Origin of the sequence: Cellulomonas sp. JZ18, from assembly GCF_009720485.1 — a bacterium.
GTDB lineage: Bacteria > Actinomycetota > Actinomycetes > Actinomycetales > Cellulomonadaceae > Cellulomonas.
On sequence record NZ_CP045245.1, the window covers coordinates 1,521,428 to 1,544,228 of the forward strand.

A 22,801-nucleotide genomic window follows, 5' to 3' on the forward strand; every position below is an offset into this window, starting at 1 on the left:
CTGTGCGGTTCCCGAGAAATCAACGGGTCCACGACCTGCTTGACAATCTCGACCGTGTTACGGCGGTCATAGCGAAGGGGAAACGCCCGGTCCCATTCCGAACCCGGAAGCTAAGCCCTTCAGCGCCGATGGTACTGCACTCGCCAGGGTGTGGGAGAGTAGGACGCCGCCGGACAACCATTCCACGAAGGCCCACCCGACACCGGGTGGGCCTTCGTGCATTCCCGGCACCTTTCGCGTCATAGCTTCTCCGAGACCGTCCGCACCCTTACCGGTTCTTCCACCCCGCTGGTCCGCTCCGGCACGGCTTCGGAGGCTCACCGAGCTCGGCATCGTGTGCTCGCTCGCCCGGCACGGTCCCCGCCGTCACGGGCCGCCTGCACGCGCCGTGAACGCGCGTCCCGCAAGCCGAACCCGTGCCGCCACCGGCACGTGCGAACAGTCGGCGCGTCGCGGCCGATGCGCGTGCGAGTGCACGCGCATGAGCGGGCGGCGTGAGGCGGGCGCCGGGCCGCCATCGACGTAGGCCACGCAGACCCTCAGCTCGACGTACTCGCCGCCGGCGTCGTGACGGCGTCGCTCCGCGCCTCAGGCTGCGGCGCCCACGAAGCGCACCGACACCGGGTAGCGGAACCATGCCCCACGCGCGGCGGCGACCGCCGCGACGACCTGCACGACGACCGCGGCGACGGCCACCACGTACGGGACCGCGTCGAGCGCCGCCGGTCCGGCGACCGCGAGCAGCGCCGTCACGAGCAGCAGGCCCAGCGCGGTGATCTGGAAGTTGAGCGACTCCCGGGCGTGGTGCGCGACGAACTCGTCCCGCCGCCGCCACGCCAGCCAGACGAGGAGCGGTCCCACGAACAGGAGCAGGAGGGGCAGCAGGTGCGCGAGGACCGCCCAGGTCCTCGCCGACGGCGCCTCGTGGCCGGCGCCGGGCGCCCCGCCGTCCGAGGTCACCGGACGAGCTCGAGCGCGAAGGGGTAGCGGTGCCGTGCCCCCGTGCTGGCGGCCACGGCGGCGAGGACCGCGAGGACGAGAGCCGTGATGCCGAGGCCCACGCGCGCGATGGCTCCGACCACGCCGACGAAGGGGAACTCCTCCACGATGCGAGCGGCGACGAGCGCCACGAGGACCGTGAGCTGGAAGTTCAGCGCCGAGCGCGCCTCCTGAGCCACCACGTGGTCGGTGCGGCGGTGCAGCAGCCACACGACGAGCGGCGCGACCCAGCCGAGGAAGAAGTAGGCGACGATCCCACCGAGGTGCGCGAGCACCGCCCATGTCGCGGGCGACGTCGCTCGGGCCGGTGTCGCGTGCGGGTGGTCGTCGTGCACGGCGGTCTCCCTCGGGCTGGCGGGCGCCCGCGGCGCGCACGAGGGCTGCGCCGGCTGCGGGACGCCCGCGGGCGTTATGTCCGGCTCGTAGGGTAGCGTCGCGGCGGCGCACGGGTGCCCGGGGCGCCGGCCGGGCTTGACACGGCTTTCGGCGTGTCGGTTCGCTGACCTGCGAGGGCGCGCTCGCGTCCGTGGACCAGGAGGACCCCCATGAGTGAGAACCCCGGCGGGCCGTCGCCCCGCGACGACGACGCGGGCCGACCGGCACCCGGGCCCGGTGAGCCGGGCGCCTACCCGCCCCCGCAGCAGCCCGACGCCGCGGGCGCGCCGGGGGCAGCGGGGTACCCGTCGCCGGCCCCCGGTGCGTACTCGCCGCCGTCCGGTGGCTACCCGCCCGCGGGCGGCTACCCGCCGCCTGCGCCCGGTGCTGCCGGTGCCTACCCGCCGCCGGGGCAGTCCCCGTACGGTCCGCCCGCGGGTGGCTACCCGCCTCCCGGGCAGGCGTACGGCCAGCCCGCCGGGGGTACGGGCAGACGCCGTACGGGCAGACGCCGTACGGGCAGCCCTACGGCGCCGGTGCACCTCGGGGCACCGGGATGGACGTCGGCGCGGCCTTCTCGTGGGCCTTCAGCAAGTTCGGGCAGAACTGGGTGGCACTCGTCGTCGGCGGGCTGGCGTGGGCGGTCGGCATCGTCGTCGTCTCGCTGCTCGCCACCGTCGCGTTCGGGGGCGTGGGGGCGGTCCTGCAGGGGACGGGTCGTGAGCCGGGGCCCGGCCTCGCGATCGGGTTCGGCGTCGGCAGCATCGTGGTGGGCGCCGTGTCGGTGCTCCTCGGCGCCCTGTGGGTCGCGTCGTACGTGCGGGCCGCGCTGCGCATCGCGGACGGCCGGACGCTGACGATCGGGGACATGTTCGACCTGTCGCAGGCCGTTCCGGTCTTCGTCGTGGGGCTGCTCGTCACGGTCGCGTACCTGCTCGCGAACCTCACGTGGATCTTCGCGCCCCTGGTGATGCTCGCGGTCGTGTACTTCGTGTACTTCGCCGTGCACTTCGTCCTCGACAAGGGGCAGTCGGCGATCGAGGCGATCCGTTCGAGCGTGCAGCTGCAGACGCGCGAGATCGCCTCGACGGTGCTCGTGGTGCTGCTCGCGTGGGTCGTCTCGGCTGTCGGCGCCGCACTGTGCGGCGTCGGCGCGCTCGTCGGGACGCCGGTCGCGATCCTGCTCTCCACGTACGCCTTCCGGCGCCTGACGGGCGGACCGGTCGCGTCCTGACCCGTGGCGTGGCACGACGACGCCCCGCCGGCGCGAGGCGGCGGGGCGTCGTCGTGCGTCATGCCGTGACGAAGTCGATCAGCTCCTCGACCCGGCCCAGGAGGCTCGGCTCGAGGTCGGCGTAGCTGCGGACGGAGCGCAGGATGCGGACCCACGCGCGGGCGACGTCCGCCTGGTCGTCGGCCGGCCAGCCCAGCTCGCGCAGGATCCCGCGCTTCCACTCCGTCCCGCGCTCGATCGTCGGCCACGCGGTCAGCCCGAGGCGCTCGGGACGTACCGCCTGCCAGACGTCGACGTAGGGGTGGCCCAGCACCAGGACGGTGCCGGCGGGGGCGGCCCGCACGACGTCGGCCGCGATGCGGCTCTCCTTGGACCCGGGCACCAGGTGGTCGACGAGGACCCCGACCCGCCGGTCGGCGGTGGGGCGGAAGTCGCGCACCGCGTCCGCCAGGTGGTCGATGCCGTCGAGCAGCTCGACGACGACGCCCTCGACGCGCAGGTCGTCGCCCCACACCTTCTCGACCAGCTCGGCGTCGTGCTTGCCCTCGACCCAGATGCGGCTGCCGCGGGCGACGCGCGCGGGGGCGTCCGGGACCGCCACCGAGCCGGACGCGGTGCGCGCGGGCCGCGCCGGCGCGGAGCGCGCGACGGGCGGCACGAGCACCACCGGCTCGCCGTCCACCCAGAACCCCGGTCCGAGCGTGAAGGTGCGGGTGCGGCCGCGGCGGTCCTCGAGCACGACCACGTGCTGCCCGCCCGACTTCTCGACCCGGACGACCGCGCCCACCCAGCCGGTCTCGACGTCCTCGACGACGAGACCCTTCTCGGCGGGCTGCTCGCGCGAGGTGCGGGCGGGCCGGTGGTGGCGGGTCGGACCGGCGGAGAGGACGTCAGGGCCGTAGCGGTCGTGGCTCACGGCGGCACGGTAGCCGCCGGTCCCTCGACCGGCACGCAGCGGACCCGCGCGTCGCGGGGAGCGCGCGGGCGGGGTGCCACCGTGACGCGGCCGTCACGGTGGCGCCGTGCCGCCTGTCCGTGGCTCGGCGTAGAATTGGCACTCGCGGCAGGGGAGTGCTACCGGCGCGGCGCCCGCACCGCGGGGCGCGGCACCGCTCCCCGCGGCGGGCAGCCGTCGCCGCCGCGACGGCCGCCGGCACGGGGCCGCCCGAGACGCACGGGAGGAGGGACCATGAGCGAGGACCGCCGGCTGGACGTGCTCCGCGCGATCGTCGAGGACTACGTCGCCACGCGCGAGCCCGTCGGGTCACGCGCGCTCACCGAGCGGCACGCCCTCGGGGTCTCGCCCGCGACGATCCGCAACGACATGGCCGCGCTGGAGGACGCCGGGCTCATCGTGCAGCCGCACACGTCGGCCGGTCGCGTGCCGACCGACCTCGGGTACCGGGTGTTCGTGGACCGGTTGTCGGGCGTCAAGCCGCTCTCGGCCGCCGAGAAGCGCGCGATCGGCACGCTGCTCGAGCAGGCCGTCGACCTCGACGACGTCATCGACCGCGCGGTGCGGCTGCTCGCGCAGCTGACCCAGCAGGTCGCGGTCGTGCAGTACCCGTCGCTGCGGCGTTCCGCGCTGCGGCACGTCGAGCTCGTGCCCGTCGGCGCGCGGCACCTGCTCGTCGTCATCATCACGACCACCGGGCGCGTCGAGCAGCGCACGCTCGAGCTGCCGGAGGACCTCGACGAGGTCACAGTGGCGCGCCTGCGCGTCCGCCTCAACGTCGCCGCGGCGGGCCTGCGCCTCGCCGAGCTCGACCAGGCGCTCGAGGCGCTCCCCACCGAGTTCGCGGCCGACGGTGCCACCCTCGCCCGCGCCGTCGTCGCGGCGGTCGCCGAGACGCTCGCGCAGGAGCGGGAGGAGCGCGTCGTCGTGGCCGGGGCCTCGCACCTGGCGCGCACCGCGGGGGCCGACTTCCCGCACACCATCGGCCCGGTCCTCGAGGCCCTCGAGGAGCAGGTGGTGCTCCTGCGCCTGCTGTCCGAGATGGCGGAGGACAGCGCCGGCGTGGCCGTGCGCATCGGCCGCGAGACCCAGCACGAGGGCCTCGCGGAGACCAGCATCGTGACGAGCGGCTACGGCGCGGAGGGCGGCGTGGCCGTGCTCGGGTCGGTCGGGCCGCTGCGGATGGACTACCCCGGGACGATGTCGGCGGTGCGGGCCGTGGCCCGCTACCTCACGCGCATCCTCGCCGGCTGACCGGCAGCCCGACGGCTCGGCGACGAGCAGGAAGCGAGCAGCACCCCTCGTGACGGACTACTACGAGATCCTCGGCGTCGCCCGCGACGCCAGCCCCGAGCAGATCAAGAAGGCGTACCGCAAGCTCGCCCGCGAGCTGCACCCCGACGTCGCGGGCTCCGACCCTGCGGCCGAGGAGCGGTTCAAGGACGTCTCGCGCGCGTACGACGTGCTCGGCAACCCCGACAAGCGCCGTGCCTACGACATGGGTGCCGACCCGGCCTCGCCCGGCGGCGGCATGGGCGGCGGCTTCGGCTTCCAGGACATCTTCGAGACGTTCTTCGGCGCGGCCGCCGGCGCCGGGGCGCCGCGCGGGCCCATGCCGCGTGCGCGCCGCGGGCAGGACGCCCTCGTGCGCCTCGACGTCGACCTCGCCGAGACGACGTTCGGCGCGCACCGCGAGGTCCAGGTGGACACCGCGGTGCTGTGCCCCACCTGCGGCGGCACGTGCTGCCGCCCCGGCACCTCCCCGCGCACCTGCGAGGTCTGCGGCGGCCGCGGCTCGGTGCAGCGCGTCGCCCGCTCCTTCCTCGGGCAGGTCATGACGACCCAGCCGTGCGCCGCGTGCCACGGGTTCGGCACGGTCATCCCCGAGCCCTGCACCGAGTGCGCCGGCGAGGGGCGGGTGCGCTCGCGGCGGACGCTGTCGGTCGACATCCCGGCGGGCGTCGACACCGGGACGCGCATCAAGCTCACGGGCCAGGGCGAGGTCGGTCCCGCGGGCGGTCCCGCCGGCGACGTGTACCTCGAGATCCGCGAGCGGCGGCACGACACGTTCGTGCGCAAGGGCGACGACCTGCACGCGACGCTCCAGGTGCCGATGACGGCGGCCGCGCTCGGCACGGTCCTCACCATGGAGACCCTCGACGGGCCGCACGAGGTCGACCTGCGGCCGGGCACCCAGCCGGGCCAGGTCGTGACCCTCAAGGGGCTCGGCGTCGGGCACCTGCACGTCGGCGGCCGCGGCGACCTGCACGTGCACGTGGACGTCCAGGTGCCGACCGCGCTGGACGACGAGCAGGCCGACCTGCTGCGCCGGCTGGCGAACCTGCGCGGGGAGGAGCGTCCCGAGGCGCGGCTGTCGGCCGCGAACCCGGGGGTGTTCGCGAAGCTGCGCGACAAGCTCGCCGGCCGGTGAGCGCCCCGGTCTTCCTCGTCGAGCCGGGCGCGCTCGCGCACGTCGCGGCGGGGGACACGTACCTGCTGGACGGGTCCGAGGGGCGGCACGCCGGCGTCGTGCAGCGGCGCGGGCCCGGGGAGCGGGTCGACGTCGTCGACGGTGCGGGCGTGCGCCTGGTCGGGACCGTCGCGGCGGTCGGCCCCGAGGGCGTGCACCTGGCGGTCGAGGACGTCCGGGTCGAGCCGGAGCCGTCACCGCGGCTCGTGCTGGTGCAGGCGCTCGCCAAGGGCGACCGCGACGAGATGGCGATCGAGGCGGCCACCGAGGTCGGGGCGGACGCGGTCGTGCCGTGGCAGGCCGAGCGCTCGATCGTCGTCTGGCGCGGCGACCGGGCGGCCAAGAGCCGGGCCCGCTGGGTCGGCACGGTGCGTGCGGCGACCAAGCAGTCGCGCCGGGCGCGTGCGCCGGAGGTCGCGCAGGCCGTCGACGGGGCGGGGCTGCGGGCGCTCGTGGCGTCCACCGGCGCGGCCGGCGGCGCGACGCTCGTGCTGCACGAGGAGGCGACGACGCCGCTCGCCGACGTCCCGCTGCCCGCGACGGGCGACGTGCTCGTCGTCGTCGGGCCCGAGGGCGGCATCGGCGAGCGGGAGCTCGACGGGCTGGTCGCGGCTGGCGCGACGACGGCCCGGCTCGGTCCGCACGTGCTGCGCACGTCGACCGCCGGGCCGGTCGCGCTGGCCCTGCTCGCCCAGCGTCTGGGCCGCTGGTCCTGACGTCGGGCCCGTGGCGCGCCGTGCGCCGCCAGTCGGCCGGTGACAGCGGCCGGTGACGACCGGCTGGCGCGCCGCCGCTCAGCGGGCGTCGTCGCCTCCGTGCGCGACCGCGGCCCGTCCGGCCTCCAGCCGGGCCACCGGCACGCGGAACGGCGAGCACGACACGTAGTCCAGCCCCACGTCGTGGAAGAAGTGGATCGACTCCGGGTCGCCCCCGTGCTCCCCGCACACCCCCAGGACCAGGTCGGGACGCGCGGCACGTCCCTCCTCGACGGCGATCCGCACGAGCCGGCCCACACCGCGCTCGTCGATCGTCTCGAACGGCGACACGCCGAGGACGCCGTTCGCGGCGTACTGGGGGAAGAACGCGCCCTCGACGTCGTCGCGGCTGAAGCCCCACGTGGTCTGCGTGAGGTCGTTGGTGCCGAACGAGAAGAACTGCGCCTCCTCCGCGATGCGGTCCGCCGTGAGCGCGGCGCGCGGCAGCTCGATCATGCAGCCGATCGGCAGGTCGAGGGCCGTGCCGTGCGCGGCACCGACCTCCGCGAGGACGGCACGGGCCCGCTCGCGCACGAGGTGCAGCTCCTGGACGGACCCGACCAGGGGGACCATCACCTCGGCGTGCGGGTCCCCGCCCGCCGCGCGGCGGGCAGCGACGGCCTCGCCGACGGCCCGCACCTGCAGGTCGAACAGCCCGGGCACGACGAGCCCCAGGCGCACCCCGCGCAGGCCGAGCATCGGGTTGGCCTCGTGCATGCGCTCCACCGCGGCGAGCAGGCGCACGTCGTGCTCGTCGACCTCGCCCCGCTCGCGCGCCACCGCGACCCGCACCGCGAGCGCCGTCAGGTCGGGCAGGAACTCGTGCAGCGGCGGGTCGATGAGCCGGATGGTCGTGGGCTGCCCGTCGGTCGCCTCCAGCAGTGCGGTGAGGTCCTCGCGCTGCAGGGGCAGCAGCGCGTCGAGGGCGGCTTGCCGCTCGTCGTCGTCGGTCGCCAGCACGACGCGCTCGACGAGCACGCGCCGCTCGCCGAGGAACATGTGCTCGGTGCGGCACAGGCCGACGCCCTGCGCGCCGAGCCGACGGGCGTGCGCGGCGTCCGCGGCGGTGTCCGCGTTCGCGTGGACGCGCAGGCGCCGCACCTCGTCCGCGTGGGTGAGGATGCGGTCGACGGCAGTGACCAGCTCGCGCGACTCGTCGTCGTCGGCGCCCGCCAGCGCGGCGTCGAGCCCCTCCTCGAGGTACGTGGTGACGGGGGACGGGACGACGGGCACCGGACCGAGCCAGACCTCGCCGGTGTTCCCGTCGACCGCGACCACCTCACCCTCGCGCAGCGTGCGCCCGCCGGCGGACACGGTGCGGGCGCGCAGGTCGATCGCGAGGCCCTCCGCACCGACGACGCACGTGCGCCCCATGCCGCGGGCGACGACGGCGGCGTGGGACGTCTTCCCGCCGCGGGCCGTCAGCACGCCCACCGCCGCGATCATGCCGCCGAGGTCGTCGGGGCTCGTCTCGCGCCGCACCAGCACGACGTCCTCGCCGCGCGCGGCCCGCTCCTGCGCCGTCGCGGCGTCGAGCACGACCTGGCCGACCACCGCCCCCGGGGACGCCGGCATGCCGCGCACGAGCAGGTCCCGCCCGCCGCCGTCGTCGGCGAACCGCGGGAACACGAGCCGCGCCAGCTGGTCGCCGCTGACGCGTGCGAGGGCCTCGTCCATGGTGATGAGGTGCTCGTCGACGAGCTGGCAGGCGATGCGGAACGCCGCCGGCGCGGTGCGCTTGCCGACGCGCGTCTGCAGCATCCAGAGCTTGCCGCGCTCGATGGTGAACTCGATGTCGCACAGGTCGCGGTAGTGCGTCTCCAGGCGGCGCATGACCTGGCGCAGCTCGGCGTGCGCGGCCGGGTCGACGCGCTCGAGGTCCGCGAGGCCGAGCGTGTTCCGGATGCCCGCGACGACGTCCTCGCCCTGGGCGTTGACGAGGTAGTCGCCGTAGTCGCCCGCGCGTCCCGTCGCGGGGTCGCGCGTGAAGGCCACGCCGGTGCCGGACGTCGGCCCGAGGTTGCCGAAGACCATCGTGACGACGTTGACGGCCGTGCCGAGGTCGTCGGGGATGCGCTCGCGGCGCCGGTACAGCCGGGCCCGCTCGGTGCCCCACGAGCCGAGCACCGCGACGATCGCCATGTCGAGCTGCTCGCGCGGGTGCTGCGGGAACTCCCGGCCGGCGTGCTCGCGGACGATCCGCTTGTAGGTGTCGACGAGGGCGCGCAGGTCGTCGGCGGTCAGGTCGACCTCGCTCGTGACCCCGCGCGACGCCGTCGCCTTCTCCAGCGCGTCCGAGAACAGCGCGCCGTCGAGCCCGAGCACGGTGCGGCCGAACATCTGCACGAGCCGGCGGTAGGAGTCCCACGCGAAGCGCTCGTCGCCGGACAGCTCCGCCAGCCCCTGCACGGACGCGTCGTTGAGGCCGACGTTGAGGACGGTCTCCATCATCCCGGGCATCGAGAACTTCGCGCCCGAGCGGACGGAGACGAGCAGCGGGTCGTGGAAGTCGCCCAGGCGTCGGCCGAGCGCGTCCTCGAGCCGCCGCACGGCCATCGTGACCTCGACGCGCAGCTCGGGCGGCACGCGGCCCGTGCGCATGTACGCCCGGCACGCCTCCGTCGTGATCGTGAAGCCCGGCGGGACGGGCAGACCGAGCCGTGTCATCTCGGCGAGGTTCGCCCCCTTGCCGCCGAGCAGGTCCTTCTGGTCCCGGTCACCCTCGGTGAAGTCCTGCACGTAGCGCGCCACGGCCCCTCCTCCGCTCGCTCGCCGGCGCCGGGACGCGGGAGACCCGGCGGGTCCGTCCCAGTCTGTCCCGTCCTGCCCGGCAGCGGGAGGGGCCCCGGCTGCCCCTCCCGGCCGGTGGTGCGCGCCGGGGCCTCGGTAGGATGGGGGCAGGCCCACGGAGCAGCCGCGCGGCCGGCCGGACCCCCGACGGGGGCGACCGGCACGCCGCCCGACCGAAGGAGCGCACGGCGCCCGCCGAGCACATGGCCGACTCCAGCCCCACCCCCAGCGTCCCCGAGCCGCCGCACGCGCGGATCGAGCACCGCATCACCGTCCCGCCCGAGGTGTCGATGGTCGAGCTGCTCGGCCTGCGCGACGAGGTGCTGCGCGCCATCGAGGACGGTTTCCGCAGCGTCGACGTGCACGTGCGCGGCAACGAGGTCTCGCTCGCCGGCCCGGCCGGCGACGTCGCGCTCGTGACGCGGCTCGTCGACGAGCTCGTCGAGATGGCCGCGGCCGGCACGCCGCTCAGCCCCGAGGTCGTGACCCGGTCGGTCGCGATGCTCACGCAGGGCTCGCAGGCGCGCCCCGCGGACGTCCTCACCTTCAACATCCTGTCCACCCGCGGGCGCACCATCCGCCCCAAGACGGCGGGCCAGAAGGAGTACGTGGACGCGATCGAGCGCAACACGGTCACCTTCGGCATCGGCCCGGCGGGCACCGGCAAGACGTACCTCGCGATGGCGAAGGCCGTGCAGTCGCTGCAGGCGCGACGCGTCAACCGCATCGTGCTCACGCGGCCCGCGGTCGAGGCGGGGGAGCGGCTCGGGTTCCTGCCGGGGACCCTGTCGGAGAAGATCGACCCCTACCTGCGCCCGCTGTACGACGCGCTGCACGACATGGTCGACCCCGAGTCGATCCCGCGGCTCATGGAGGCCGGGACGATCGAGGTCGCCCCGCTCGCGTACATGCGCGGCCGCACGCTCAACGACGCGTTCATCATCCTCGACGAGGCGCAGAACACCTCGACCGAGCAGATGAAGATGTTCCTCACGCGGCTCGGCTTCGGGTCGAAGGTCGTCGTCACCGGCGACGTCACGCAGACCGACCTGCCGTCCGGCACGACGTCGGGCCTGCGCGTCGTCGAGAAGATCCTCGGCGACGTCGAGGACGTGGCGTTCTGCCGGCTGTCGTCCGCGGACGTGGTCCGCCACCGGCTCGTCGGGGAGATCATCGACGCCTACGCGCGGTGGGACCGGTCATGAGCATCGAGGTCAGCAACGAGTCGGGGCACGAGGTCGACGAGGCGGAGTTCGCCGCGCTCGGGCGGTTCGTGCTCGACGCGATGCACGTGCACCCGCAGGCGGACCTGTTCGTGCGCTTCGTCGACTCCGCGACGATGAGCGACCTGCACGTGCGCTGGATGGACGAGCCCGGCCCCACGGACGTGCTCTCGTTCCCGATGGACGAGCTGCGGCCGGGGCGCGAGGGCGAGCCGGCCGGTCCCGGCGTGCTCGGCGACGTCGTGCTGTGCCCGGAGGTCGCCGCCACGCAGGCGCGCGCGGCCGGGCACTCCACCGTCGAGGAGATGCTCCTGCTGACGACCCACGGCATCCTCCACCTGCTCGGGTACGACCACGCCGAGCCGGACGAGGAGAAGGAGATGTTCGCCCTGCAGCGCACGCTGCTGCTGACGTTCCTGGCGAGCCGATGAGCGACGTGCCCGTCGCGCTGCTCGTCGCGGTCGCGGTCGTCGGCATCGTGCTGGCCGCGACGCTGTCCGCCGGTGAGGTCGCCGTCCTGCGCGTGACGCGCGCGCGGGTCGCCGAGCTGGAGGCGGAGCGGCCGGGCGCCGCCGCGCGCGTGCGCCGCCTCGTCGAGGACCCGGCACGGGTCGCGCAGGCCGCGTCGTTCGTGCGGCTGCTGGGCGAGATGACGGCCACCGTCTCGATCACGCTCGCCATCAGCGCCGGCAGCCTGTCGTGGTGGGCCACGGCGCTGCTCGCGGTCGCCGCCTGCGCGGTCGTCGCCTTCCTGCTCGTGCGGGTCAGCCCGCGCAGCACCGCGCGCCGTCACCCGGTGGGCGTCCTCGCGGCGCTGTCCCGCCTGCTCCTCGTGACGACCGCGCTCGCGGGCGGTGTCGGCCGCCGCTCGCCGACCGTCGGGTCCGCGGTCGAGCACGACGACGCCGAGCTGCGCGACATGGTCGAGCGCGTGAGCGAGTCGGAGGCGATCGAGGACGAGGAGCGCGAGATGTTCCGCTCGGTCCTCGAGCTGGGCGACACGCTGACGCGCGAGGTCATGGTGCCGCGCACCGACATGATCACGACGCACGCCGACACGCCGCTGCACAAGGTCCTCGCGCTGCTGCTGCGGTCCGGGTACTCGCGCGTGCCGGTCGTGGGGGAGTCGGTCGACGAGGTCGTCGGGGTGCTCTACCTCAAGGACGTCGTGCGCCGGCTGCGCCCCTCGCGGCCGAGGACGCCGAGGACCCGCTGGACGCGCCCGCGTCGTCCCTCGCGCGGCCCGCCGTGTTCGTGCCCGAGTCGAAGCCGGTCGACGACCTGCTGCGCGAGCTGCGCGACGGGTCGAGCCACATCGCGCTCGTCGTCGACGAGTACGGCGGCATCGCCGGCCTCGTCACGATCGAGGACGCGCTCGAGGAGATCGTGGGCGAGCTGACCGACGAGCACGACGCGAGCGCGCCCGGCGTCGAGGACCTCGGCGACGGCAGCTTCCGCGTACCGGCGCGTCTGGGCCGCGACGAGCTCGGGGAGCTGTTCGGCAGCGACGTCGAGGACGAGGACGTGGACACGGCCGCCGGCCTGCTCGCCAAGGCGCTGGGCAAGGTCCCGCTGCCGGGCTCGGAGGCCGTGATCCACGGGCTGCACCTGCAGGCCGAACGCGTCGAGGGACGACGCAAGCGCCTCGCCACGCTCGTGGTGCGACGCGCCGAGGAACCGGAGGACGACACGGACGCCACCACGACGCCCGCCCGCGGCACCGCCGCGGTCCGCGACCAGCGCCAGACGGAGGGAGCCCGATGAGCCACCGGTCCGGCTTCGCCTGCCTGGTCGGACGGCCCAACGCCGGCAAGTCGACGCTGACGAACGCCCTCGTGGGGCAGAAGGTCGCGATCACGTCCGGGCGCCCCCAGACCACGCGGCACGTCGTGCGGGGCATCGTGCACCGCGAGGACGCGCAGCTCGTCCTCGTCGACACGCCGGGCCTGCACCGTCCGCGCACGCTGCTGGGCGAGCGGCTCAACGACCTGGTGCGCGACACGCTCACCGAGGTCGACGTCATCGGCTTCTGCCTGCCCGCGGACCAGAAGATCGGCCCCGGGGACCGCTACATCGCCGAGCAGCTGGCGCACCTCGCCCCGGAGGGCAGGCCCGGCACGCCCGTCGTCGCGATCGTCACCAAGACGGACCTGGTGCCGCGCGCGCGCCTCACCGAGCACCTGATCGCCGTCGACCAGCTCGGCACGTGGGCCGACATCGTCCCGGTGTCGGCGCAGGGCGGGTACCAGGTGGACGTCCTCACCGACGTGCTGGTCTCGCACCTGCCCGAGGGGCCCGCGCTGTACCCCGAGGGCGAGCTGACCGACGAGCCCGAGCAGGTGATGGTCGCCGAGCTCGTGCGCGAGGCCGCGCTCGAGGGCGTGCGGGACGAGCTGCCGCACTCGCTGGCGGTCGTCGTCGAGGAGATCGTCCCGCGCGAGCGCCCGGCGTCCGACGGCGCGCCCATGCTGGACGTGCGCGTCCACCTGTTCGTCGAGCGGGACAGCCAGAAGGCGATCGTCATCGGCCGCGGTGGCGCCCGGCTGCGCGACGTGGGCACGCGTGCCCGCGGTCAGATCGAGGCGCTGCTCGGCGCGCGCGTGTTCCTCGACCTGCACGTGAAGGTCGCCAAGGACTGGCAGCGGGACCCCAAGCAGCTCGGTCGGCTGGGCTTCTGAGGTGGGGGCGGGGGCCACGGGCGCGTGGCGCCGGACGACGCGCGCGCTGAGCGCGTCGGTCGCGCGCACGAGCCGGTTGTCGTCGGCGTACCGGCTCGTCGCGAGCGTCGCGTTCGTGAGCGTGCTGCTCGCGGTCGTCGGCGCCGCGCTCGGGCCGGGGTGGTCGCCGGCGCCGATGACGGAGACCGTGCGCGTCGAGACGACGAGCACGGCGATCGGGGGCGCGCCGGAGCCCGGGCGCTACGACGTGCGCACCGAGGAGCTGGAGGTGGAGCTCGACGGTGCGACCGTCGGCGCCCGGCTGAGCCTGCCGGTGGGCGCGGACGAGCCCGTCCCGGGCGTGGTGTTCGTGCACGGTGCCGGGACCGGGCGCTTCACGGAGGCGTTCGTCGCGCAGGCGCGCGCGCTCGCCGCGTCGGGCATCGCCGCCCTGGTGCCGGACAAGCGCCTCGACACGTACACCACGAGCCACCGCGACTACGTGGCGATGGCGGCGGACTACGCGCGGTCCGTGGCGGTCCTGCGCGAGCGGCCCGAGGTCGACGCGGCCCGCGTCGGCGTGTACGCCGAGAGCGAGGGCGGGTGGATCGCGCCGGTCATGGCCGTCGACGACCCCGCGCTCGACTTCGTCGTGCTCGTGTCCGCCCCGGTCGTGCCGCCGCGGCAGCAGGCCGCGTTCGCGACCGACGCCTACCTGCGCAACACGCAGGTCCCGCACGGCGTCTTCCGTGCCATCCCGCGCGCGGTCGGCATGTCGATGCCGGGCGGGGGTTCGAGTACGTCGACTTCGACGTGCAGCCCTACCAGCAGCGCATGCGTCAGCCGGTGCTCGTCGTCTACGGCACGGGCGACGCGTCGATGCCGGTGGTCCAGGGGGCCCTGCAGGTCCGGGCGGACGCCGCGGTCGCGGGCAACGACAGCGTGACGGTGCGCTACTACGAGGACGCCAACCACGGGATCCGGGTCGAGGGCGAGGTCGTGCCCGCGTTCCTCGAGGACCTGTCGGGCTGGGTGCTCGGCCTGCCCGCGACCGCCGACGCCGCGCCGCGCACCGCGGGTGCGCAGCCGACGCAGCCGTACCTCGCCGCGCCCGTGCCGGAGCCGGGCTGGCTGCGCGACGGGACGGTCATGGTGGCGCTCGTCGTCGTCGCGCTCGCCGCGCTCGTCCTCGCCGGGCTGTCGGTCGGCGCGTCGCGCGGTGCGCACGGCGCCGCGGCGCTCGTGCGACGCGGGGTCCGCGGGCGGCCGGGGGCGGCCGTGACGTCCGCGTCGCACGAGGCCGGACGCGCCGACGAGTCGCACCGCTACGCCCCCGGCGTGGCCCTGCGCCTCGCGGCGCTGGCGGTCACGACGGCGCTCACGGTCGTCGCGCTCGTCTGGTACCTGCTGTCCGTGGCCCGGCTCGCGCTCGACTACGAGCGCAACGCGTGGGTCGTGCAGGGCGGCTGGCTCGTGGTGCGCGCGCTCGGCGTCGCGGCCGTCGTGACGGCCGTGCTGCTGGCGCGGCGCGCGACCGCCGCCCGGGAGGCGCACGTGCCCGTCGCCCCGGGTGTCGTGCGGTCCGTCGCGCTCGGGACCGTGCTCGCCGCGTGCCTCGTGCTGCTGGTCGTGCTCGCGTACTGGGGCGTGTTCCAGCTCGGCATCTGACGCGGCCCGCCGGTGTCGGTGCGGCCCCAGGGCTCAGGTACGGCACGATGTGCGCCGATAGGACGACAGGCGGGGAGGGTGGTGCTGTGCGCACGGCGTGGGGATCGGCCACGGACCGCGGCCGCGTCCGCGAGGTGAACGAGGACGCGCTGCTCGCGTACCCCCCGGTCTTCCTCGTGGCGGACGGCATGGGCGGCCACGACGCGGGCGACCTCGCGAGCCGGATCGCGGTCGAGGAGTTCGCGCAGCTCGCGGGGCGCACGAGCGCCGGCGCGGACGACGTGCACGCGTGCTTCGCGCGGACGTCGGCCCGCATCCGTGACGAGTTCACGGGTGGCCGACAGGGCGGCACGACCGTCGCCGGGGCTGCCGTCGCCGAGCACGACGGCGGTTCGTACTGGCTCGTCTTCAACGTCGGCGACTCGCGGGTGTACCGGTGGGCGGACGACGCCCTGGCCCAGGTCAGCGTCGACCACTCGGTCGTCCAGGAGCTGCTGGAGTCGGGGGAGATCGAGCCGGCCCAGGTGCCGCGGCACCCCGAGCGGCACGTCCTGACCCGCGCGCTGGGCACGGGGGAGCCACCCGAGCCGGACTACTGGCTGCTGCCCGCCGGCCCGCAGGACCGTCTCCTCATCTGCACGGACGGACTCACCCGCGAGCTCGACGACGCCGCGATCGCGGCGGTCCTGTCCACCGTGGCCGACCCTCAGGAGGCCGCCGCCCGGCTCGTCCGGGACGCGCTCGCGCACGGCGGCCGCGACAACGTCAGCGCCGTCGTCGTCGACGTCGCGGCGACGGTGACCGCGCCGGACGACGTGCAGGCGACCGCGCCGCGCCCCGCGGCCGACGTCGAGCCGTTCCTGTGGGACGAGATGCTCAACGGCGCGACGCTGCCGCGCGCCCCCCGGATCCCCGCCACGACGCCCCCCGACGGGCCGACGGCCCCCGACCCCGCCCCGCACGACGTCCAGGAGGACCGGCCATGAACGACGCCACCCGCGCGCACGAGTACGCCGAGGGGGAGTGGACGGCCGTCGCCGCGGACGGACTGCTCGCGCTCGTCGCACCCGGGGCGCGTCCCGACGTCGCCGCCGGGCTGTGGGACGTCGCACGGGCCGGCGGGGACGTGCTGTCCGCGCTGGGCGTGCTCGCGGCCGCCGGCTTCGCCGAGCTGCCGCAGTTCGCGGTGGTGACGACCGAGCGGGACGGCGGGCTGCGGGCGGTGCTGCGCGGTCCCGTCGAGCTGCGGGTGCGCGACGCCGACGGCGAGCAGGTGCTGGCCGCCCGCGAGGACGCCGTGTGGACCGAGCACCGCGCGGAGGGGGTCGTCGCCCTCGAGCTGCGTGCCGGTGCGGGCGCCCCCGCCGAGGCGCCGCGCTGGCCGCTGGTCGCCGGCGTGGTGCGCGCGGCGGTGCTGCGACGGCCGGCCGCCGGCGGTCAGGTCGCCCGTGACGCGGCGACGAGCGCGGAGCCGCGCGACAGCGGTGCCGGCGACGGCGACGCCGAGGAGGGCTCCCGGACGGGCGGTGCGGGCACGACCGCGCACGCGGGCGCGCCGGCCGTCGCGGCCGGGACGGTGGACGTGGTGCCCGAGCCCGCCGGGGCCGAGGCGGTCACGCTGTGGCCGGAGCCGACCCCTGACCCGGAGCCGGCGGCTGAGGCAGTGCCGGAGCCGGCGGCTGAGGCAGTGCCGGAGCCGGCGGCTGAGGCAGCGCCGGAGCCGGAGGCAGAGCCCCACGCGGCGGCTGAGGTGGACGCCGCGCCGGAGCCGCAGGCCGCATCGGAACCGCAGGAGCCGGTCGCCGGCCGGTCGGCGACCGAGCCGGAGGCCGAGCCGGAGGCCGAGCCGGAGCCCGAGCGCCTCAGGTCGGCCGCGTCGGTCGCGGAGGCGGTCGACGTCCCCGCCGCGGACGGGGAGCGCGACCCCCACGCGGGGCCGCACCCACGCCGCTGCCGCTCGAGGTCGCCGCCGCGTCCGCACCGTTCGACGCGGCCCCCGGTGCTCTCGCCGCCCTGGACGCCGAGGACGACGTGCAGGACACCGTGCTCCAGGACGGCTGGTGGCAGTCGAGCCCGGTACCGGAGGTCGTCGCGGCGCCGCCGGCCGCACCGACCGGTGCCGCGACGGCGGCGACCGCGGCGGTCGCGGCCCCCGCGGCCGTGCACCCGTGGGCCCCGCCCGCGTCCGAGCCCGTCCCGGCCGGCACCGCGCTCGACCCGTCGGACGACGACCACGACGGCATGACGATCCTGTCGAGCGACCTCGCGCGGCTGCGCGACCGGCTGCCGGCCTGGACGCACGACGCCGTCCCCGGCCCGTTCCCGACCCCGCAGGCCGCGCCGCTGCCCGCGCGCATCGTGCTCTCGACCGGCCTGGTCGTGGACCTCGACCGCGCCGTCCTGCTCGGTCGCGCGCCGCAGGTCTCGCGCGTCACCAACCGCGAGCTGCCGCGGCTCGTGACCGTGCCCAGCCCGAACCAGGACATCTCGCGCACGCACGCGGAGGTCCGTCTCGAGGGCGACCACGTCGTGGTGACGGACCTCGACTCGACCAACGGCGTCCACGTGTCGCGTCCGGGCGAGGGCGTGCGCCGGCTGCACGCGGGCGAGCCGAGCGTCGTCGGGACCGACGAGGTCGTCGACCTGGGCGACGGGGTGACGTTCACCGTGGAGCGGACCGCGTGAGCGCGCGCGCCGCCGTCCGCCGCGGGGGCCGGTCGTGACGCACCGGGCGGGCGCGCCCTTCCCGGGCGGGGACGTGACCGACACGCCGGCGAGCCTGGGACGCCGCTTCCTCGCCGTGGCGGTCGACCAGGTGCTCGTCGGCCTCCTCACGGCGCCGTTCACCGTCGAGGTGCTGCGACGGGCCCTCGCGACGACGGCGACCGACGACGCCGCCGTGGTGGTCGCCCCGGTCGGGGTCGGCGCGCTGCTCGGGCTCGGCGTGGCGACCGCGGTCTCGCTCGCGCAGTGGGTGCTGCACGGCCGGTACGGCTGGACGCTCGGGCGTCGGCTGCTCGGTGTGCGCACCGTCGACGTGCACAGCCGCCGCCCGATCGGCGTGCTGCGCGTGCTGCTGCGGGGCCTCGTCGTCGCCGCGGGCACGCTCGCCTGCCTCGTCGGCCAGGTCGCGGTGCTCGCGTCGCCCGCGCTCGACCGCACCGGGCGCAACCGCGGGTGGCACGACCGTGCGGTGGACGCCGAGGTGCTGCGGGCCCTGCCGGCGGCCTCCACGGCGGGGCACCGCGACGCGCACGCCGCCCGTGCGGTCCGGGGGCGCGGCGACGGGACGGGCCACGCGCCGGACGGGTCCGGCGGGTCCGGCGACGGCCGCACCGGCACGCCCGGGTGGGCCGCGCTCGCGGAGCCGGGCACGGCACCGCCCGACGCCGCGACGTCGGGACCGGGCGCCGCGGTCCGCGGCACGGTCCCCGCCACCCGGCCGGCCGGTCCCGTCGCCTCGCGCGGCACGGTGCGCGCCGCCGACGTCCCCGCCACGACGGGCAGCCTGGTCCTGCCCCCGCTCGACCCGCCCCGCGCGGCACCCGACCTCGACACCCGGGCCCTGCCCCTCGTGCGCGCGGGTGCGGCGGCCGCGCCCGGGCCGAGCGCGCCGGTGGACGAGGCCGACGAGCCGGCGGGGCTGGCGCCCGAGCTCGAGCTCACCCGCCCTGCCCCACCCCGTCCCGACGTCGTCCCGGCGCCGCGCCGCGCCGCGGCGCGGGGGCTGCGCGTCGCGCTGGACGACGGCAGGACCCTCACGGTGGAGCGCGTCGCGCTGCTGGGGCGCAACCCGTCGCCCGCACCCGGCGTGCAGGTCGTGCGCGTGACGGACCCCGAGCGCTCGGTGTCGAAGACGCACCTCGAGCTGGGCGCGGACGCGTCCGGCGCGTGGGTGACGGACCGTGGCTCGACCAACGGGACCGTCGTCACGCTGCCGGACGGTGCACAGGTCGTGTGCCGGGTGGACCACCCGGTGCGGCTGCGACCGGGGTCCGTGGTCGTGTTCGGCGACCGGTCCCTGCGGGTCGTCGCGACCCCGGGGTCGTCGGTCGCGGACGTGCTGCGCGACCAGGGCGCGCACCGCGCGCAGGACGGGAGCCCGGCCTAGAGTCGGCCCCATGGCGGGCGTGCGCCCGGCTGCACGGATGCAGCCGGTCGTCCTCACCGACGTGGACGACGAGGACGCGTCGGTGCCCGACGACGTCCCGCCGCCGGACGACGACGGCGACGACCGTCCCGGTGCGGACCGGCACCGGCGGCGCCGCTGGTGGCCCGCCGCGGCCGTGGCGGTGGCGCTGCTCGCGGCCGCGGCCGTCGCGTCGCAGGTCGCCGGCCGCGCCGCGGACGCCCGCGCCGACGCGATCGCCCGGGTGCCGGGCCTCGTGCGGCCGCTCGACGGCCCGCCCGTCGAGCTGTGGCGCGCCCGGGTCTCCGGACGCGGTGCGGTCGTGGCGGCCGCGGGCGTCCTGGTCACCGTCGAGGAGACCCCGCGGGCCTGGCGCGTGCGCGGGCACGACCCGGCGGACGGCGAGGTGCTGTGGAGCGTCGAGGCGACGGAGCGCAGCCGCGGGGCCGGCCTCGACCCGGTCGTGGTCACGTGCCTGCCGGGACCGCCGGCCGGCGACGTCGTCCTGTGCCGGTGGACGGCGTCCCGGCCCGTGACGGGCCGTGGCGGGCTCCCGGTGCCGCCGACCCACGTCCTCGCACTGGACGGCCGGGACGGGCAGCGGCTCGGCGCGTGGAGCGTCCCCGCGCCGGTGGCGGCGCTGCGCCGCGTCGAGGACGACGTCGTCGTCGCGACCGTCGACGACGACCGGCGCGTGCGCGTGGAGCGGCGCAGCGGCCCCGACGGCACCGTGCTGTGGTCGCACCGGACGTCGCAGACGCTCGCCGCGCGCAGCGGCAGCCGCGCCGGCCCGTCGCTGACCGTCGCCGGGGACGTGGTGGTGCTCGGCGGGCCGTCGGTCACGGTGCTCGAGGCGACCACGGGAGACGTCGTCACGCAGGAGGCGGCAGGGCGCCGGCTCGTGGTCGGTCCGCTGCCGGGCGGCCGGTTCGCGACGTGGGCGACGGGCACGGGCGCGCTGCTGCACGGCAGCGACGGCCGGCCCGCGTCCCGCGTCCCGGGCGTCCCCTCGCGGCTCGGCGCGGACGACGGCTCGCTCGACCTGCTGCTCAGCGACGTCGGGAGCGGGGTGGTGGGGCTGGATCCGGCGTCGACGGAGGTCGCCTGGCGTCTGCCGACGGTGCAGAGCCCGGTCGCGGTGGTCGACGGCGCCGTCGTGCTGTGGGGCGACGACGCGGTGGGCGTCGCCGACGGCGCGCAGGGGCGGCTGCTGTGGGAGCAGGCGCTGGGCGAGGCCGTCCCGTTCGCGCCCGTCACGGACGGCCGCCTGGTGATCGCGGCCGAGCCCGACGGGCTCGGTGGACGTGCCCTGGTGGGGCGGGGCCTGCGCGACGGCGTGCGGGTGTGGTCCGCGCCGCTGCCCGCCGGTGTGACGGGCCTCGAAGGCGTGGGCGGCGTGCTCGTCGCCCGCACGGACGGCGAGGCGGTGGTGCTCGGGCGTCCCTGACGCCGCGGGCGTGGTTGCGGCGCACGGCCGCCGCGGGGGTATGGTCGTCGTCGTGGCGTTCCGCTCGCTCCTTCTTCGTCGCCGCGACGAGGCCCTCTAGGCCGGCTCCTCGTCGCGGAGTGCGCCGTGCCCGGCTGATCGCCCGCCGAGACCCGCGACGAAGGACACCCCGATGACCGTCACCCCCAGCGCCACGCCCAGCCACGAGCGCAACCCGCAGCAGCCCTCGGGCATGCCGGCGCACCGCTACCGCCCGTTCCACGAGCAGATCCGTGTCGACCTCCCGGACCGCACGTGGCCCGACCGGCGCATGACGCACGCGCCCCGCTGGTGCGCCGTGGACCTGCGTGACGGCAACCAGGCGCTGATCGAGCCGATGAGCCCGGCCCGCAAGCTCGAGATGTTCGAGCTGCTGGTCGACATGGGCTACAAGGAGATCGAGGTCGGCTTCCCGTCCGCCTCGCAGACCGACTACGACTTCGTGCGGATGCTCATCGAGGAGGGGCGCATCCCCGACGACGTCGTCATCCAGGTGCTGACGCAGGCCCGCGAGCACCTGATCGAGCGCACCTACGAGGCGCTCGCCGGGGCGAAGCAGGCGATCGTCCACCTGTACAACTCGACGTCGGTGCTGCAGCGCGAGGTCGTCTTCCGCTCCGACGAGGACGGCATCGTCGACATCGCCGTCTCCGGGGCGCGCTTCTGCAAGAAGTACGAGGAGCTCATCCCGGACACGGAGGTGTTCTACGAGTACAGCCCCGAGTCGTACACCGGCACCGAACTCGAGTTCGCGGTGCGCGTCTGCAACGCCGTGCTGGACGTGCTCGAGCCGACCCCCGACCGGCCGGTCATCGTCAACCTGCCGGCCACCGTGGAGATGGCGACGCCGAACGTCTACGCCGACTCCATCGAGTGGATGGGCCGGCACCTGCACCACCGCGAGAGCGTCGTGCTGTCCCTGCACCCGCACAACGACCGGGGCACCGCCGTCGCGGCGGCCGAGCTGGGCTTCCTGGCCGGTGCCGACCGCATCGAGGGCTGCCTGTTCGGCAACGGCGAGCGGACGGGCAACGTCGACCTGGTGACGCTGGGTCTCAACCTGTTCAGCCAGGGCATCGACCCGCAGATCGACTTCTCCGACATCGACCGCATCCGCCGCACCGTCGAGCGCTGCAACCAGATGCCCGTGCACGAGCGGCACCCCTACGGCGGCGACCTGGTCTTCACCGCGTTCTCGGGGTCGCACCAGGACGCCATCAAGAAGGGCCTGGACGCCCTGGAGGCGCGCGCCGCGGCCGCCGGCACCCCCGTCGCGGAGGCGGAGTGGGCCGTGCCGTACCTGCCGATCGACCCGAAGGACGTCGGTCGCAGCTACGAGGCGATCATCCGCGTGAACTCCCAGTCCGGTAAGGGCGGCATCTCCTACCTGCTGAAGTCCGAGCGGGACCTGGACCTGCCGCGCCGCCTGCAGATCGAGTTCTCGCAGGTCGTGCAGCAGCACACCGACCGCCACGGCACCGAGGTGACCGCGGACGAGCTGTGGACGATCTTCAGCGACGAGTACCTGCCGGCGCTGCCCGGCGGCCCGCTCGAGCCGTGGGGTCGGTTCGCGCTGCGCGGCACGCGGGCGACGAGCGCCGAGGGCGGCCACGACACGCTCGAGGTCGACGTGGTCGACCGGGGCGTCGAGCGGACGCTGCGCGGCACCGGCAACGGGCCGGTCGCGGCGTTCGTGGCGGCGCTCAACGCCGAGGGCGTCGACGTGGCGGTCCTCGACTACGCGGAGCACGCACTGTCCGCGGGCGGCGACGCGACCGCCGCGGCGTACGTGGAGTGCGCGATCGGCGGCGACATCCTCTGGGGCGTCGGCATCGACCCGTCGATCACGACCGCGACGCTCAAGGCGATCGTCTCGGCCGTCAACCGGCACGAGCGCTGACGCGGCACCGCCGCGTCCCACCGGCTCCACCGGCGCACCACAGGCGACCCCTGCCCGCGCCCGGTGGACGCCGGGACCGGACGACCTCCGCGTCCCGGCGTGACACGCCGTGCCGCCGGCACCCGCACGCCCGGGTGTCGGCGGCACGGGGCAGAATGGC

At 76.0% G+C, this 22,801-nt stretch carries 21 protein-coding genes and 1 rRNA gene; 18 read left to right on the forward strand and 4 right to left on the reverse strand.

Annotated features, from left to right (window positions below; all coding sequences use genetic code 11):
• Positions 1-58: 58 nt before the first annotated feature.
• Positions 59-175 (forward strand): 5S ribosomal RNA (gene rrf / locus GC089_RS06910).
• Positions 176-588: 413 nt separating this feature from the next.
• Here the strand turns inward: rrf and GC089_RS06915 are convergent.
• Together GC089_RS06915 and GC089_RS06920 are read right to left on the reverse strand one after the other, a co-directional pair.
• Positions 589-960 carry a DUF4870 domain-containing protein gene (locus tag GC089_RS06915; RefSeq protein ID WP_155376998.1) on the reverse strand — a complete coding sequence of 124 codons (372 nt, stop codon included), beginning with the start codon at positions 958-960 and terminating at the stop codon, positions 589-591.
• Positions 957-1,334: a DUF4870 domain-containing protein gene (locus GC089_RS06920; protein ID WP_155376999.1), complete on the reverse strand. Its 378-nt coding sequence runs from the start codon at positions 1,332-1,334 to the stop codon at positions 957-959. Before GC089_RS06920 ends, GC089_RS06915 begins: the two co-directional genes overlap by 4 nt.
• A gap of 596 nt (positions 1,335-1,930) precedes the next feature.
• Here GC089_RS06920 and GC089_RS06925 point away from each other — a divergent pair.
• On the forward strand, positions 1,931-2,608 hold the full coding sequence (locus GC089_RS06925; protein ID WP_155377000.1) for a hypothetical protein: 678 nt from the start codon (positions 1,931-1,933) through the stop codon (positions 2,606-2,608).
• A gap of 58 nt (positions 2,609-2,666) precedes the next feature.
• Here the strand turns inward: GC089_RS06925 and GC089_RS06930 are convergent, their stop codons facing one another.
• Positions 2,667-3,524, reverse strand: a complete 858-nt coding sequence (locus tag GC089_RS06930) for a DUF3097 domain-containing protein (RefSeq protein ID WP_155377001.1) — start codon at positions 3,522-3,524, stop codon at positions 2,667-2,669.
• A 273-nt stretch (positions 3,525-3,797) separates the two neighbouring features.
• On the opposite strand from GC089_RS06930, the gene hrcA reads away from it, so the two are divergent.
• The 3 genes from hrcA to GC089_RS06945 are packed head-to-tail and all read left to right on the forward strand — an operon-like array spanning position 3,798 to position 6,749.
• Positions 3,798-4,817 (forward strand): heat-inducible transcriptional repressor HrcA, encoded by a 1,020-nt coding sequence (gene hrcA, locus GC089_RS06935; RefSeq protein ID WP_155377002.1) that lies wholly within the window; start codon positions 3,798-3,800, stop codon positions 4,815-4,817.
• 49 nt (positions 4,818-4,866) lie between these two features.
• Positions 4,867-5,994 (forward strand): molecular chaperone DnaJ, encoded by a 1,128-nt coding sequence (gene dnaJ, locus GC089_RS06940; protein ID WP_155377003.1) that lies wholly within the window; start codon positions 4,867-4,869, stop codon positions 5,992-5,994.
• Positions 5,991-6,749 carry a 16S rRNA (uracil(1498)-N(3))-methyltransferase gene (locus GC089_RS06945; protein WP_155377004.1) on the forward strand — a complete coding sequence of 253 codons (759 nt, stop codon included), beginning with the start codon at positions 5,991-5,993 and terminating at the stop codon, positions 6,747-6,749. Before dnaJ ends, GC089_RS06945 begins: the two co-directional genes overlap by 4 nt.
• A gap of 78 nt (positions 6,750-6,827) precedes the next feature.
• Here the strand turns inward: GC089_RS06945 and ppdK are convergent, their stop codons facing one another.
• Positions 6,828-9,539, reverse strand: a complete 2,712-nt coding sequence (gene ppdK, locus GC089_RS06950; RefSeq protein WP_155377005.1) for a pyruvate, phosphate dikinase — start codon at positions 9,537-9,539, stop codon at positions 6,828-6,830.
• 242 nt (positions 9,540-9,781) lie between these two features.
• Here ppdK and GC089_RS06955 point away from each other — a divergent pair, with 242 nt between their 5' ends.
• The 13 genes from GC089_RS06955 to leuA all read left to right on the forward strand — a co-directional run bounded on the left by GC089_RS06955 (position 9,782) and on the right by leuA (position 22,641).
• Positions 9,782-10,783 carry a PhoH family protein gene (locus tag GC089_RS06955; RefSeq protein WP_155377006.1) on the forward strand — a complete coding sequence of 334 codons (1,002 nt, stop codon included), beginning with the start codon at positions 9,782-9,784 and terminating at the stop codon, positions 10,781-10,783.
• Positions 10,780-11,232: an rRNA maturation RNase YbeY gene (gene ybeY, locus GC089_RS06960; protein WP_155377007.1), complete on the forward strand. Its 453-nt coding sequence runs from the start codon at positions 10,780-10,782 to the stop codon at positions 11,230-11,232. The genes GC089_RS06955 and ybeY overlap by 4 nt, the downstream gene beginning before the upstream one ends.
• Positions 11,229-12,200, forward strand: a complete 972-nt coding sequence (locus GC089_RS06965; protein ID WP_230685125.1) for a CBS domain-containing protein — start codon at positions 11,229-11,231, stop codon at positions 12,198-12,200. The genes ybeY and GC089_RS06965 overlap by 4 nt, the downstream gene beginning before the upstream one ends.
• On the forward strand, positions 12,095-12,565 hold the full coding sequence (locus GC089_RS18975; protein ID WP_230685208.1) for a transporter associated domain-containing protein: 471 nt from the start codon (positions 12,095-12,097) through the stop codon (positions 12,563-12,565). The genes GC089_RS06965 and GC089_RS18975 overlap by 106 nt, the downstream gene beginning before the upstream one ends.
• Positions 12,562-13,479: a GTPase Era gene (era, locus tag GC089_RS06970; RefSeq protein WP_155377008.1), complete on the forward strand. Its 918-nt coding sequence runs from the start codon at positions 12,562-12,564 to the stop codon at positions 13,477-13,479. The genes GC089_RS18975 and era overlap by 4 nt, the downstream gene beginning before the upstream one ends.
• Position 13,480: 1 nt before the next feature.
• On the forward strand, positions 13,481-14,404 hold the full coding sequence (locus GC089_RS19985) for an alpha/beta hydrolase family protein (RefSeq protein ID WP_370514085.1): 924 nt from the start codon (positions 13,481-13,483) through the stop codon (positions 14,402-14,404).
• The gene (locus tag GC089_RS19990; protein ID WP_370514086.1) at positions 14,293-15,126 is read left to right on the forward strand and encodes a hypothetical protein; all 834 of its coding nucleotides are present in this window, start codon (positions 14,293-14,295) and stop codon (positions 15,124-15,126) included. Before GC089_RS19985 ends, GC089_RS19990 begins: the two co-directional genes overlap by 112 nt.
• An 86-nt stretch (positions 15,127-15,212) precedes the next feature.
• Positions 15,213-16,112, forward strand: coding sequence for a PP2C family serine/threonine-protein phosphatase (locus GC089_RS06980; RefSeq protein WP_155377009.1), 900 nt, complete (start codon positions 15,213-15,215; stop codon positions 16,110-16,112).
• Positions 16,109-17,371 carry a hypothetical protein gene (locus tag GC089_RS06985; RefSeq protein WP_155377010.1) on the forward strand — a complete coding sequence of 421 codons (1,263 nt, stop codon included), beginning with the start codon at positions 16,109-16,111 and terminating at the stop codon, positions 17,369-17,371. The genes GC089_RS06980 and GC089_RS06985 overlap by 4 nt, the downstream gene beginning before the upstream one ends.
• Positions 17,368-17,811 carry an FHA domain-containing protein gene (locus tag GC089_RS06990; RefSeq protein ID WP_155377011.1) on the forward strand — a complete coding sequence of 148 codons (444 nt, stop codon included), beginning with the start codon at positions 17,368-17,370 and terminating at the stop codon, positions 17,809-17,811. Before GC089_RS06985 ends, GC089_RS06990 begins: the two co-directional genes overlap by 4 nt.
• Before the next feature lie 73 nt (positions 17,812-17,884).
• Positions 17,885-19,237 (forward strand): RDD family protein, encoded by a 1,353-nt coding sequence (locus GC089_RS06995; RefSeq protein WP_196250852.1) that lies wholly within the window; start codon positions 17,885-17,887, stop codon positions 19,235-19,237.
• Between the two features lie 10 nt (positions 19,238-19,247).
• A complete protein-coding gene (locus tag GC089_RS07000; RefSeq protein ID WP_155377013.1) occupies positions 19,248-20,702 on the forward strand; it encodes a PQQ-binding-like beta-propeller repeat protein in 1,455 nt (484 codons plus the stop codon).
• A 172-nt stretch (positions 20,703-20,874) separates the two neighbouring features.
• Positions 20,875-22,641 carry a 2-isopropylmalate synthase gene (gene leuA, locus GC089_RS07005; protein ID WP_155377014.1) on the forward strand — a complete coding sequence of 589 codons (1,767 nt, stop codon included), beginning with the start codon at positions 20,875-20,877 and terminating at the stop codon, positions 22,639-22,641.
• The last annotated feature ends 160 nt before the right edge of the window (positions 22,642-22,801 follow it).

What these genes read in the sequence shown, in the direction of transcription:
- GC089_RS06955 (WP_155377006.1), top strand. Translation starts at nt 9,782, where the DNA reads ATGGCCGACTCCAGCCCCACCCCCAGCGTCCCCGAGCCGCCGCACGCG.
- hrcA (WP_155377002.1), top strand. Translation starts at nt 3,798, where the DNA reads ATGAGCGAGGACCGCCGGCTGGACGTGCTCCGCGCGATCGTCGAGGAC.
- GC089_RS06965 (WP_230685125.1), top strand. Translation starts at nt 11,229, where the DNA reads ATGAGCGACGTGCCCGTCGCGCTGCTCGTCGCGGTCGCGGTCGTCGGC.
- GC089_RS06990 (WP_155377011.1), top strand. Translation starts at nt 17,368, where the DNA reads ATGACGATCCTGTCGAGCGACCTCGCGCGGCTGCGCGACCGGCTGCCG.
- GC089_RS07000 (WP_155377013.1), top strand. Translation starts at nt 19,248, where the DNA reads ATGGCGGGCGTGCGCCCGGCTGCACGGATGCAGCCGGTCGTCCTCACC.
- GC089_RS06925 (WP_155377000.1), top strand. Translation starts at nt 1,931, where the DNA reads ATGGACGTCGGCGCGGCCTTCTCGTGGGCCTTCAGCAAGTTCGGGCAG.
- GC089_RS19990 (WP_370514086.1), top strand. Translation starts at nt 14,293, where the DNA reads ATGCGTCAGCCGGTGCTCGTCGTCTACGGCACGGGCGACGCGTCGATG.
- leuA (WP_155377014.1), top strand. Translation starts at nt 20,875, where the DNA reads ATGACCGTCACCCCCAGCGCCACGCCCAGCCACGAGCGCAACCCGCAG.
- era (WP_155377008.1), top strand. Translation starts at nt 12,562, where the DNA reads ATGAGCCACCGGTCCGGCTTCGCCTGCCTGGTCGGACGGCCCAACGCC.
- GC089_RS06985 (WP_155377010.1), top strand. Translation starts at nt 16,109, where the DNA reads ATGAACGACGCCACCCGCGCGCACGAGTACGCCGAGGGGGAGTGGACG.
- ybeY (WP_155377007.1), top strand. Translation starts at nt 10,780, where the DNA reads ATGAGCATCGAGGTCAGCAACGAGTCGGGGCACGAGGTCGACGAGGCG.